Source organism: uncultured Imperialibacter sp., assembly GCF_963974565.1.
GTDB lineage: Bacteria > Bacteroidota > Bacteroidia > Cytophagales > Cyclobacteriaceae > Imperialibacter > Imperialibacter roseus.
Window position 1 is genome coordinate 250,758 of the sequence record NZ_CAXBCJ010000007.1, and the last position, 12,356, is coordinate 263,113.

General features: G+C 47.3%; 10 protein-coding genes. 6 read left to right on the forward strand and 4 right to left on the reverse strand.

All coding sequences use genetic code 11. The features are described 5' to 3' along the window. Nucleotides 1–2 precede the first annotated feature (2 nt). The gene (locus tag AAC052_RS12255) at nucleotides 3–458 is read right to left on the reverse strand and encodes a TerB family tellurite resistance protein (RefSeq protein ID WP_152001444.1); all 456 of its coding nucleotides are present in this window, start codon (nucleotides 456–458) and stop codon (nucleotides 3–5) included. A gap of 198 nt (nucleotides 459–656) precedes the next feature. Between AAC052_RS12255 and AAC052_RS12260 the strand changes: the two genes are divergently transcribed. The 5 genes from AAC052_RS12260 (at nucleotide 657) to AAC052_RS12280 (ending at nucleotide 7,779) form a co-directional block, all read left to right on the forward strand. Further along, nucleotides 657–2,204: a DUF4301 family protein gene (locus AAC052_RS12260; protein ID WP_339813610.1), complete on the forward strand. Its 1,548-nt coding sequence runs from the start codon at nucleotides 657–659 to the stop codon at nucleotides 2,202–2,204. A 233-nt stretch (nucleotides 2,205–2,437) separates the two neighbouring features. Beyond that, nucleotides 2,438–2,986, forward strand: coding sequence for an RNA polymerase sigma factor (locus AAC052_RS12265; RefSeq protein WP_317488908.1), 549 nt, complete (start codon nucleotides 2,438–2,440; stop codon nucleotides 2,984–2,986). Further along, nucleotides 2,983–3,699, forward strand: coding sequence for a TonB family protein (locus AAC052_RS12270; RefSeq protein WP_339813613.1), 717 nt, complete (start codon nucleotides 2,983–2,985; stop codon nucleotides 3,697–3,699). The genes AAC052_RS12265 and AAC052_RS12270 overlap by 4 nt, the downstream gene beginning before the upstream one ends. An 11-nt stretch (nucleotides 3,700–3,710) precedes the next feature. Next, nucleotides 3,711–6,230 carry a gliding motility-associated C-terminal domain-containing protein gene (locus tag AAC052_RS12275; protein ID WP_339813615.1) on the forward strand — a complete coding sequence of 840 codons (2,520 nt, stop codon included), beginning with the start codon at nucleotides 3,711–3,713 and terminating at the stop codon, nucleotides 6,228–6,230. A 13-nt stretch (nucleotides 6,231–6,243) separates the two neighbouring features. Next, on the forward strand, nucleotides 6,244–7,779 hold the full coding sequence (locus tag AAC052_RS12280; RefSeq protein WP_339813680.1) for a PorP/SprF family type IX secretion system membrane protein: 1,536 nt from the start codon (nucleotides 6,244–6,246) through the stop codon (nucleotides 7,777–7,779). 63 nt (nucleotides 7,780–7,842) lie between these two features. Here the strand turns inward: AAC052_RS12280 and AAC052_RS12285 are convergent, their stop codons facing one another. Next, nucleotides 7,843–10,335: a zinc-dependent metalloprotease gene (locus AAC052_RS12285; protein WP_339813617.1), complete on the reverse strand. Its 2,493-nt coding sequence runs from the start codon at nucleotides 10,333–10,335 to the stop codon at nucleotides 7,843–7,845. A 69-nt stretch (nucleotides 10,336–10,404) separates the two neighbouring features. Between AAC052_RS12285 and AAC052_RS12290 the strand changes: the two genes are divergently transcribed. After that, on the forward strand, nucleotides 10,405–11,016 hold the full coding sequence (locus AAC052_RS12290) for a 2'-5' RNA ligase family protein (RefSeq protein ID WP_339813619.1): 612 nt from the start codon (nucleotides 10,405–10,407) through the stop codon (nucleotides 11,014–11,016). Here AAC052_RS12290 and AAC052_RS12295 read toward each other — a convergent pair. Continuing rightward, nucleotides 10,970–11,788, reverse strand: a complete 819-nt coding sequence (locus tag AAC052_RS12295; RefSeq protein WP_339813621.1) for a mechanosensitive ion channel domain-containing protein — start codon at nucleotides 11,786–11,788, stop codon at nucleotides 10,970–10,972. The genes AAC052_RS12290 and AAC052_RS12295 overlap by 47 nt on opposite strands. A 41-nt stretch (nucleotides 11,789–11,829) precedes the next feature. Next, a complete protein-coding gene (locus AAC052_RS12300; RefSeq protein ID WP_339813622.1) occupies nucleotides 11,830–12,318 on the reverse strand; it encodes a DUF6702 family protein in 489 nt (162 codons plus the stop codon). Nucleotides 12,319–12,356: the final 38 nt, after the last annotated feature.

Below are 12,356 nucleotides of genomic sequence, written 5' to 3' on the forward strand. Positions count from 1 at the left end.
GTTTAAAGAATAGTTTGTCGGAGTTTGTCGGCCGCCCGTTCCATTTCAACAAGAGCCTCCATGGCCATTACTGTCTCCTTGTTCACTTTAAGAATTCGGGCACATTCATCTACGCTCTCACGTTCTTTGTCAGAAAAATCCCCATCGGCGTAAGACATCCTGATGGCGTCGTAGAGCATAAGCTTGCTGTAGTTTGCTATTTGATTGGGGTTCAGTCGTTGAAAAATTTCGCCAAGGTCAGCATTTTCCCAGTCGAACTCTTCCCAGGCAGCAATGAGGTCGGTACCTACTTTCAAAGACTGCCCAAGGTCTTCGGTAAGCCAGTCCATTTCGGGGTCTGACACATCCCCATCCGCCCCGGCAATAGTGAGCAGCGCAAAGCCATAGTCCTTCCAGTATTTCTTCGGCACGATGCTCATACCGTAGAAGGTAGGTGATATTGTCAAAAATTCGTTCATGATGGAGACATATGCTTTAGGTAGACAAATTACGAAGACTTTTGATTTTTACGAATTAACATTTTTAAAGCGTAAGACCCTATGGCGAATAACACAAAGGAGCTTATAGTAAGAATTCTTATCCATTTTAACCTTGGATTTATCGACCCCTTCACCTTAATTAGGTGAAGCTAATTGCCGACTTAAACGACTTACGAAATGTTTTCCAGCAGCGATATTGATTTCATAAAAAAGAGAGGCTCCTCAACTGACGTAGTGGAAGCTCAAATTCAAAACTTCATAGACGACTTTCCTCCTTTGAAGCTGGAAAAGGCAGCGACTATTGGAGACGGCCTTAGTAAGTTGTCGGAAAAGGACATTGATGCGAGGCTGAAAAGCTATGAAAGCGCAACTGCTTCGAAAGCCATTGTGAAGTTTGTGCCTGCCTCCGGAGCGGCCAGTCGTATGTTTAAGGATCTGTTCAGCTTTATGGAGGAGTACACAGGCTCAGAGGCCGACTATCAAAAGCTCACAGCCAATCAGAAGAGCGGCTCCATGTTTGATTTTTTCAAGCGGCTGGAGGATTTCGCTTTTTACGATGACTTGAAAAATGCTTATGCAAAGTCAGGCACGTCGCTGGAGGAAGCTCACTTAAAACGAAAGTATGTTTCTATTCTTGAATACCTGTTGCTCGACAGGGGACTTGGCTACGGCCAGTTGCCAAAGGGGCTTTTGAAGTTTCACAAAAAGAACGGTGTTGCCAGAACTCCTGCGGAGGAGCACTTTGTGGAAGGAGCCAACTATGCTAAATCGTCGGACGGTAGTGTAAAGTTGCATTTTACGGTAAGCCCTGAACACCGGGCCAAATTCAAAGAGCACGTGGCTGCCGTGCAGGCGGGCTATGAAAAACAGTACGGGGTAAAATTCGAAGTAAGCTTTTCCGAGCAGAAGGCATCTACTGACACCATAGCCGTGGACATGAGTAATCAACCCTTCAGGGAAAACGACGGCGGGCTACTTTTCAGGCCGGCCGGCCATGGGGCATTGCTATCCAACCTCAACGACCTTAATGCCGATGTTATTTTTGTTAAAAACATAGACAATGTGGTGCCCGACCGACTCAAGGAAGACACATTTGTCTATAAGAAGGTGATTGCCAGCCTCCTGCTGGAATACCAAAGTAAGATTTTTGGGTTTCTTGAAAAACTTGAAGCTGGTAGTGCAAGTGCGGCCGACCTTGACGCCATGTACGACTTTTTGGAAAAAGAGCTTTGTACCAGCAATCATACTACCGCCAGAACAGCGTCGGCTGCGGAAAGATCGGCTTTCCTCAAAGGCAAATTCAACCGACCCATCCGCATTTGCGGCATGGTGAAAAATGAAGGAGAGCCGGGAGGAGGGCCGTTTTGGTGCAAAAATCCTGACGGCACTGTGTCGCTACAGATTGTGGAAAGTGCGCAGGTTGATTTGAAGGATGCAGGGCAAAAGAAAATTTTCGAAGAAAGCACACACTTTAACCCGGTTGACTTGGTGTGTGGTACCAAAGACTATAGCGGGAAGAAGTTCGACCTGATGAAATTCACCGACCCCAAAACGGGCTTTGTTACCGAGAAATCGAAAGATGGCAAGGCCCTGAAGGCACAGGAGCTCCCCGGACTTTGGAACGGTTCGATGAGCAATTGGAACACCGTGTTTGTTGAAGTGCCAGTTTCAACATTTAACCCTGTCAAGAAAGTAACCGATCTGCTGAAGGATCAGCATCAGTAGAAAAACATATTCCTTTTGTTAAAAAGCCATTTGAATTAAGATCTGGTTCCTGGCGGGTATAATATGCGGCGCTGTGGCTGTCGTTGTACATCAAACTGCTTTCATCTGTAACCTCAGTGCCAACTAATCCCGGTTTCCAGGGAAAAATATTTTTTCATCTTCTGTATCTTTTCCATTCTTCTCCGTTACAGGGCCGAAAGTTTCAAAATTCTGACCAATCAAACAGCGCAAAAGTGGAGTTGGATGAACACGCACTTATAGAGCAAGCCAAGCAAGACCCCAAAAGGTTCGGCCCTATCTATGAGAAGTACCACGAACCCATTTTCCGATTTGTTTATGCTCGAATTGGCCAGCTTGAGGCTAGTAAGGATGTAACCTCTTCAGTGTTTTATAAGGCCCTGGCCAATTTGAAAAAATACCAGGTTCGGGGCCTTTCTTTTTCTTCCTGGCTGTATCGGATAGCGCTGAATGAATGCTACGACTTCTTCAGGTCAGGAAAGAAACACAGAACTGTAGCGCTCGATGACTACATGGGCGTCAACCTGCTGGAGGAACTCCAATTCGGCGATAGCGAGCAGGAAGTATGGATGAACTCATTGCCGGTGTTGCTTGAGTCTTTGGAGCCGAAAGATCTGGAGTTGATAGAAATGAGGTTTTTCGAAGGAAAGAGTTTTAAGGAGGCGGCAGATATTTTGGACATTACCGAAAACAATGCCAAAACACGTAGCTATCGCTTGCTGGAAAAAATGAGGAAAGAGGTCAAAAAACTTGTCGTGAAATGAAATACCAATTTGTAAAAAAGAGACAAGAGATCAGTACAGAACAAATCCACTCACTGAGGGATTTTGACTCCGTGCTGGCGGGGAGTAAGCAGGTTTCCGGCCTGGCGTATTCCGGGAAGCTGCTGTGGGGGCTGGCTGTTATTCCGGCTATCGGGATTATTTATTTACTCACGCTTGGCAGGCCCTCAGTCAGCGACAAACAACCAACTTTGGCAGAGGTGCCGGTGAAGGAAGAGGCCGTCTCGGCAAGCCCTCCAGTTGAAGCTGCACCGGCGACCAGGCTCGATGATCAAATGCAGACACCATCTCCAACACAAGAGCCGGTTACAAAACCAAAAACATCGACACCGGCTGAAAAGAAAAACGTGCAACCATCGGAGAATCAGGAAACTAACCAGGTACAAAAAGAAGATGTATACCTGAATGCCGAGCCAAAGGATGGGTTCGACCTTTTTTATGCTTTTATCGAGAGCGAGCTGACCTACCCGGAGCTGGCAAGAAAAGACAGCGTTCAGGGCTATGTCAAGCTAATGTTTTCTGTGGATGTTGACGGCACGCTCAAAGACATTTCCATAGTCGAGTCTTTAGGAGATCTTTTTGATAACGAGGCTATCCGTATTATCAAACGAAGCCCTGCATGGAAACCCGCCTCCTTCAACGGCTATCCTGTCAGCAGCAGGATGTCAATTAAACTCACCTTCAAAGTAGAATAATAAAAACGACCATGAATACACTAAAAGCACTTGGTTTTAGCATCCTCGGGTTGCTTTGTTTTAGTCACCTCCGGGCGCAAATATTTGAAGCAGTGGATACGCTCAGCGTAAGCGGTATCGAGAATGTATCGATGAAGTGGGTTGATTTGAATAACAACCTGCTTTACGATCTGATACTTTATGGCAACGATACCCTGGGCAATGGAGTACTTCAGGTGTACCTCAATGAAGGACAAGGGAAGTTTACCCTACAAAGCGCCTCCTTTCCGAATGTCCGGATTTCAGAGCTACAGCCAATCGATTATGACAGAGACAGAAAAATAGATCTCGCTTTTTCTGGTATAGTCAACGGCGCCGACACCGTTGTTTCAGTACTGCTGTCCAGGGAAAACTTCACTTTCGAATTGCTTCCAACACCAGTGTTGAGCGGGCCAGTAGAGGCTTTCCAGTTTTTAGACCTGAATTACGACACTGTAAATGACCTGCTCATCGCACGGCGAAGCGATGAAGATAGTATCGAACTTAAAGTATTGAAGGGCACCGCACCAGGCTTTGAGGACCTGATGATAGAGTTTCCTCTTTTTACCGAAGGGGGATTTTTTGCCCTGGATATTGATAGTGACGCCAGAAAAGATTTGTTGCTGTCAGGTTTCAGGCAAGGGCAGTCATTTACCAGGCTTTATAAAAACAACGGCAGCTTTGAGTTTGTTGATTCTGCCAATTTTGGCTTCGAGTACGAACAAATTGTGCAGGAATCGGATACGTCATTTTTTGTGGCCGTGGATCATCAGGTAGAGGCGATCGCCTTGGGTGAGTATGATGGCAATCGCAGGCCTGATGTTTTTGTGAGAGGAAAAAGCTCCATGGGGGAGGATTTAAATGTTCTTTACCGAAACAATGGGGGTCGGATAGTGGCAGATCAGGACAGTATGTTACGTAACTACAAAATTCAGGCCTCACATATGGCAGATTTCGACTCGGATGGCAAAACGGATCTTTGGCTAAGTGCTTCCCGAAACGACTCGACCTTTGTTTTTTGGTACAACAACTTAAATGCATTTGCGGAGGCTGAGCCTGTTTACCGGGACTCTCTCCTTCTTACTGAATTTGCCGATTGGGACCTGGATTTCAACCTGGATTTTGTAGAGTTGAGGCAGGCCCGTCAAGGCATGAGCTTGATCTTTTTTGAGAATCAAGCAGACTCTATTAATAAGGCTCCGTCGCTTCCGTTTCCTCAATCTGCCGTGCAAACAGCCGCCGGAGAAGTGAAAATAAGCTGGCAAGCAGCGCTCGATTCATTAACAGATAGCACTTCTCTTTCTTATGATTTCCTGCTAACAGATGCTGATACTGCAGCTTTATTTGACTCGAACATGAGCGCCAAAACCTTCAGCCTTCAGCAGCCCAACCACGGGAAAGCTTTGTATGCCGATCACCTTAACTTTAATGATTTGGCGCAGGGCAACTATCTCTTCCTCGTTATTGCGGTGGACAATGCCTACAATGCGCTCGGCACAGGAACCCTTCAACTATTCAACTTTGCGATTTGCGACGCCGAATTGGTTGCCAGTTCAGTAGAGCTGTGCCCTGGTACACCGGAGCTATTTGGTGAGCAGGGCATCAAAAGAAACTGGTATTCAGATTTGTATGGTGCTCTTGGCCAGACAGATTTGTTAGCTTATTCGCCCATTGGTGCCGATGTGCTTTATGGTACTGTTGCCGATGTAGCGGATTGCGGGAGCGGGCAGTTGGTTTATAACATAACCACCAAACCACTGGATTCCCTATCAGCGGATATTGACGACCTCGTTCAAGTATGTGAGGAATCGGAAATTACTTACGAGCTGCCCGACACATGGACAAACGTTATTTGGAGCTCGGCGGCTTTGGGCACTATTGGCGAAGGATCAAGCCTCACATTCGCTGTTACGCAGGCAGATACAATATCCGTAGTGGCAGCCAACGAGTTTGGCTGTTTTGACAGAGCCGAGAGCGTCATCGCTTTCTTCGATCCGCAAGTGTCAGATACTTTGATCACGATATCTCCCGGTGAATCAGCCGACATCACTGCCTTCGGTGGTCAGGCTTATGAATGGAGTCCTGCTAATGAATTTGACGACCCGTTTAATCAAAAGCAGACAGTTTCTCCCGACGAAACAACGGATTATCAAGTGCTGGTCAAAAATGACGCAGGTTGCGAACGCCTGTTCAACATCAGGGTGGAGGTTGGGCAGCTCGGCGGAGTAGCGAACCTTTTTTCTCCTAATGGCGACAACCGAAACGACCAGTTTTTCCTTCAGCTTTCTACCGTTCCGGCAACTATCGATTTTCGGGTATATGCCAGGTCGGGAGGACTGATCTACCAGGAGTTGGACGTCGCAAGGGCTGTCAGTGAAGGATGGGATGGCACACACAAAGGTGAAAAGATGCCTCCCGGAGTATACTACTGGCGTGTGGAAGGGACATATAGCGATGGCCGCCCGGTGCTGCTCAACGGAAAGAAATCTGGAAAAATTAACCTCGTAAGATAGATCACGGCTAATGATGAGGTGGAGGCTCCGGTTTTTAGTTTACTTTCTTTTGATGCTTTGCGGCCAAACAATGTTGGCCCAACAATTCAATTTTTCACAGTATGGCTTCACTGACCAGCGAGTCAATCCGGCGCTGGTGGGTATTGGGAATTACTGGAAGGTAGGCGGAGTGCACCGCCAGCAGAACACGGGGCCTCAATTCGATATAAAGAGTACCTCACTGTCCGCCAGCTACCCATTGGTTGCACCGGGGAGCGGCCGAACTTTGGGAGGTATTGGAGTAACTTTTTTGGACGACAAGGCTGGAGAAGGGAAGGCGTTTAAAACACAGGAAGTTGGGCTGAGCTATGCCATGCAAGTGCGCACAGCCAGAAACCAGCTGGCTCTTGGCGTGGGTCTTTTCGCCCAAACAAGAAAATTCAGCTACGACGATTTCTTCACGAGCCAACAATACATACCCAACCGGGGTTATGATCGCTCGATTGACAATGGCGAGAGCTTCGACGAGTTGCGCCGCTCTTTTGGTAGGTTGAGCATTGGTTTGCAGTGGGAAAAGCGAGACAAGAACAACTCCAGGCTTGCCCATTTTGGGTTGTCGAGTTTTGACATTAACCAGCCCAGGGAGGCATTTATCGACTCGGACTACCGAATCCGAACCTCATTCATGCTCAATGGTGGTTTCCAACTTTACCAATCGGGGTCGATGAGTCTTTACCCGGAGGTGCTTTATACCTACAACGGAAGAAACAATCAGCTCAACGCTGGCATCAACTGGCGGTATATGCTGGCCAGCAAAGGTTTCGTCGAGTTGAAAGGAGCCTATTTGTCTGGGGGGCTTTTTTTGGCCGGATTTCAATTTGGCCGGGACGAGTTTCGCATGGGGGTCAGTTACGATGTGCCGACGAATGGGAGTAATACCGCCAACCAGGGTGCCTTTGAATTTGGCTTCGAGTTGAAAGGGCTTGTGACCAGGGCCGCCAAATCAAAAACCAAAAGACAGAAAAAACAGAAAACAGCGAAGAGTAAGAGCAAGCGGCCTTCACCTACCAACGAGGCAAAGCGACCGGCTGTTCCGAAAGAAAAGGTGGAAGAAACCGCTGCGGCAGACACCGGCACTGCCGATGTGCCGACAGAGGAGGCTGATACCAACATTGCCGCCTCACCCGATGTAAAAACGGGCGTTGAGCAAGTAGAGTTTGAGAATTTTAAACCGGAAAAAATTACCGAAGAGTTAGGTTTCGAAACCAACAAAACAAGCATCAATGCCAACTTTAAACAAAAACTGGACGAGCTGGCTGACCGACTTGAAAGGGAACCGTGGCTGAAAGTTGATATTGTGGGCCATACGGATAATGTAGGAAGTGAGGCCGCCAATGAGGCACTTTCTGTTGCCCGAGCAGCGGCAGTGGAGGCCTATCTGCTGAGCAAAGGCATTGCCAGAGAGCGGCTCACAACAGAAGGCAAAGGAGAATTGGAGCCAGTTAGCTCAAACGACACGGCCGAGGGAAGAAGCCAGAACAGAAGAGTTGAATTGATTATTCACAGGTAGTTTAAGACAATCGGAGTAAAGGAAGTTCCGGGGTGCCACGCACCCCGGAACTTTTCTTTTTGCTCAAAATCCGCACGCCATTCCCTCGTCCATGCCAATAGGAGAGCCGTCAGGCGCTTTCGTTTCTTTGTAGTATTCTTTGACAACTTCTGGCTTCTCGAAAAACAGACCAAGCTGAGCAGAGGCCATGGTCAAATGCGCCTTTTGATCTGAATCACTTTCAGACTTCACCTTTGCATCGATCCAGCTTTTCAGGTCTTTCAATTGCAAGTAGGTAATAGCTCTTGCCTGATCGTTGGCGCCGGTATTGATACTGAGGTTCATCAGGTGGTACATCACCAGCTTGTCGACAGTGCGCATGATTTCTCCATGATAGCCGGCAGGATGTGCCTTCTTCCATGTACTGGCTGTCAACTTGTTGAGAAGTGCGCTGAAGTCTGGTTGCGCAGCGTTGCGGGCATGGTGCTCAACAAGTCTGGTCGCTCTTTCCGGGTGGATCAGGTAAGAAAGCGTAAGGTCGGCGGCAGTTTCAGCAGCCGACAATGGGTCAAACGCAACACCTGTTCGTGCCTCAAACGTTTCCCTCGTTCTCGGATAGCCGTAAGGCCTGGGAGGAATTTGCTGAATGAGCTTTTCGGGCAAGGCCAAAGCTTCTGGTGTCATCGTAGCCAACAGCGCATCGAATGCTTTCATCTGCATGGCAGGCTCCAGGTATTTGGTAGTGAATTGCCCGTCTCCTTTTATGGCGTAGTTGTAATTAAGCCCGCCAACCACTTTCGATGTGGCGTCTACCTGATAGCGATGGAACAAGTACATGGGTGCCAGCGCCTCTTCTATCAGTGCCATGGGGGCATCGGGGCGAATGGTCTTTTCGGAAAAATCATCAAGTATTTTTCTTCTCACCGCCATCATTCGATTCAGTTCGTCGGCAGCATCAGTGCCGTTGTCCCACAAGTGGGAGTAAGGATGGGCTCCACCGACGGGCCTTGAGTCCTGATCGGTAATATGCATCAATCCTTTGCTGAAAGTTTCTTTGATGATTTTATCAAGCGCCGCTGCTTCGTCGGTTCCGTCGGGAAAGTCAGAATAACCGTATTTAATTATTTGCTTATCCAGCTCGCCAATGCCAACAGCGTAGGCTTCGGAAAGATCGATGTTCCCGTTCGCATCCATTTTCACATACGGGTGTGGATAGTCCATCACCGATGCTCTGTTATTAACACTAGAGGCATAACTGTGAACAATGCCTAGCGTGTGCCCCACTTCGTGTGCTGAGAGCTGGCGGATACGGGCCAGCACCATTTTCATCATTTCATCGGAAACCGGCTTTCCGTCTTCATACGGAGACAAAAGCCCTTCTGCTATCAGAAAATCTTGGCGTGCTCTCAATGAGCCGAGGCTCACATGCCCTTTAATAATTTCGCCCGTTCTTGGGTCGGCAACAGATGCTCCGTACGACCACCCCCTGGTTGACCGGTGGATCCATTGAATCAGGTTGTATCTAACATCCATCGGGTCAGCGTCTTCAGGCAGCATTTTCACCTGGAAGGCATCTTTGTAACCTGCCGCTTCGAACGCCTGGTTCCACCAAGCTGCTCCTTCAAGCAGCGCTGAGCGAATAGGCTCTGGTGTGCCTGGGTCGAGGTAGTAGATGATAGGCTCAACCGCCTCACTCACTGCGGCATTGGGATCAACCTTTTCTAATCGGTGACGATTGATAGTCCTTTTCGTGATGGGTTCGTCAATCGGCGTGGCGTAGTCCATATAAGTGGTGCCGTAGTAGCCCGACCTTGGGTCAAATGCCCTTGTTTTGAACCTTGAGTCAGGTAATTGTACCATAGAATGGTGCATCCTGACTGTTACGGCTTCCGGAGAAGGAACCACGGATCTGATCCAAGCCCCAGCAGGTGTGCCGGTGAAGGTAATGGTGGCTTCAAACTCGCTGTTTTCAGGAAAGTTTTTGGTCATTTCGGTGTAAATCATTGACCTGCTTTTGTCCAGGCTATAATTGCCTTGTTTGGCTCTGCTTAGTCGCTGACTTACTCCATGCGAATCTCTGAGAAGAAAATCGGTAAAGTCTACCAGCGCTGACCAGTCTTCTTCGGCCAGCACATCAAAACCCCAGATAGCCGACTGTGCAAATGCTTGCTCCACCGACTTTCTTTCAAGTGCGTCGTTGCTGATGGCACGGTAGTCGTAGTTGGGCTGAATCATCAGTATTTTTGGTCCGCTTCTGACAAACTTCACAACTTTTTCACCACCAAGCTGTCCTCTGTCGAGCCCTATATCGTTGGAGCCAATTCCGGCAGGCAGGGAGCTGATGTATAAAAATTCAAAATTTAGTTTGTTTACTTCAAGGTATACTTTGCCTTTTTTGGAGTCCCAGTAAAAAGGAAAAAAGCCTTCATACTTTTCCATCCCTGATGTAAAACCAGCAATGTCCTTGGTAGCGGAGGCTACGCTCGCCCCTGAAGCAGGGGTAGTGGCCACGGGGGCCTGGGAGGCTGTGCACGATGCCAATACAAAGCCCAAAATAAAGAGGTAAATTTTTCTCATAATGAATGGTTTTCGAAAGATTTGCTAAAATATAGCTTAATCTCTAATTCAGTAATTATTAAGTGCTTAATGGTAAAAAACCTACTTCGGGATGAGAAATTGTACTTTGTGGCAGTGGTGCCGCCGGAGCCGTTGAGGGCGGAACTTCACCAACTGAAAGAGTACTTCAGGGATAAATATAATTCTTCCAAATCGCTTAATTCTCCACCGCACATTACGTTGCACATGCCCTTTAAATGGCGGGAGAGCAAGGAGAAAAAGCTTCTTAGTGCGCTGGAAGAATGCTGTTTGCCGCTGACCCCGTTTGAGGTGGCATTGAAGGGATTTGCAGCTTTTCCTCCGAGAGTGATCTATGCTGAGCCGGTTGAATCGCCTCAATTACACGATTTACAGAAAACAGTGGCTCGGTCTATGCGCTTATCGCTCAATTTGTTCAATGCCGACTATCAGGGCAGAGGTTTTCACCCGCACATCACACTCGCTTTCAGGGACTTAAAAAAGCCTCGCTTTCACGAGGCTTGGCAGGAATTTGAAAACAAGCCACTAAAGGCTTCATTTCTTGTTGACAATATTTGTTTACTGAAGCACAATGGCAGCACCTGGGATATTTTCCAGGAGCTACCCCTTGGCAAGTTTATTTCTGCTGAAAAAGGTGAACGTCCCGCTGAGGAAACGGAATAGAAATACCTTCTTTGTCGAACGTGCTTTTCACCCGTTCCTGCATATCAAATGTCATTGGCCAGTAGTCCTCTTTCTTCACCCATACCCTGAAAAGGAAATTTACAGAGCTGTCGGCCATTTCTTTAATGGCAATAAACGGTGCCGGATCTTTGATTACTCTTTCATCATCCATCGCCATTTGAGTAAGCAATTCTTTTACCTTTTTGATGTCATCTGAATAGCTCACGCCGAAAACGAGGTCAAGCCTTCTATTGTCTTCCACTGAATAATTGGTAATGGTGCCTCCCATTACGGCACTGTTGGGAATAACAATTGTTTTGTTGTCTGGTGACTTGAGCACTGTGTAGAGAATTTGGATAGCGTTCACGGTGCCTGCCTGCCCTTGCATTTCGACAAAATCGCCCACCCTGTAGGGGCGAAACATGATGATCAAAACACCACCGGCAAAGTTGGAAAGGCTGCCTTGCATGGCCAGGCCAATTGCCAAACCTGCGGCGCCTATAACGGCCACAAAGCTAGTCGTTTGAATACCCACCATGGAAGCCACCGAAATGAGCACCATGGCCTTCAGGACGATATTAAAAATATTGGAAAGGAAAGGAATGAGAGTTGGATCGACGTCCCTTTTCTTCATTAGCTTTTTTAGAGACCGGGTGAAAAAGCCAATGAGATAAAAGCCAATGATAAGAATGACGATGGCAGCCACTAGCTTGGGAGCGTAGTCAAATAATAGTTGAATGAGTCCTTCCTGGTATTGATCCAATTTGTCCATAATAGAATTTACGTGATTATTAATTCAGATTAGCGGGAGAACTAGTAGCTGATACTACCCTTTGCGTTATCCCTGTATAATTTTAGCGATCGTATTTTGCCTTCTTTTTTGACGTGGATCAAGTTGACCTGATCGGGAAAAGTGTCAATGAGCACACTATTTGCAACCCCTATCGTAGTCAAATTGTTCACGCCGGTCACTTCGAGGTAGCACCAGATAGCATCCGATTCCAGCTCATGGCCGAGATAGGAGAGCTTTACGGGTTTATTATTTATTTCTATTGAAAGATTTTCTATCACAAACTCTTTCATAAGCGCATCAAACCGCTTCTTATCTGAGGGGTTCACCACGTCCAGCGTCGTCCAGCCACTTTTCTTTCTCAAAGCTTCTTCCAGATCGTCAAGAAAAATGCGCTGGGAAATCTCCAGAGACTTCGTTTTTTCATTGAATTCCACATCACATACACTTACATGAAAAGGGTGAGCCAACCACGTAACGAATATGAGGAAGATATGTACAATCATTGCCATAGAAACAACATTTACTGCAAGTACAAAATTTAAGATGT

Excerpts from the sequence above, each read along its gene's own strand:
- AAC052_RS12255 (WP_152001444.1), bottom strand. The coding sequence starts at position 458 with ATGAACGAATTTTTGACAATATCACCTACCTTCTACGGTATGAGCATC.
- AAC052_RS12260 (WP_339813610.1), top strand. The coding sequence starts at position 657 with ATGTTTTCCAGCAGCGATATTGATTTCATAAAAAAGAGAGGCTCCTCA.
- AAC052_RS12270 (WP_339813613.1), top strand. The coding sequence starts at position 2,983 with ATGAAATACCAATTTGTAAAAAAGAGACAAGAGATCAGTACAGAACAA.
- AAC052_RS12275 (WP_339813615.1), top strand. The coding sequence starts at position 3,711 with ATGAATACACTAAAAGCACTTGGTTTTAGCATCCTCGGGTTGCTTTGT.
- AAC052_RS12280 (WP_339813680.1), top strand. The coding sequence starts at position 6,244 with ATGAGGTGGAGGCTCCGGTTTTTAGTTTACTTTCTTTTGATGCTTTGC.
- AAC052_RS12285 (WP_339813617.1), bottom strand. The coding sequence starts at position 10,335 with ATGAGAAAAATTTACCTCTTTATTTTGGGCTTTGTATTGGCATCGTGC.
- AAC052_RS12290 (WP_339813619.1), top strand. The coding sequence starts at position 10,405 with ATGGTAAAAAACCTACTTCGGGATGAGAAATTGTACTTTGTGGCAGTG.
- AAC052_RS12295 (WP_339813621.1), bottom strand. The coding sequence starts at position 11,788 with ATGGACAAATTGGATCAATACCAGGAAGGACTCATTCAACTATTATTT.
- AAC052_RS12300 (WP_339813622.1), bottom strand. The coding sequence starts at position 12,318 with ATGGCAATGATTGTACATATCTTCCTCATATTCGTTACGTGGTTGGCT.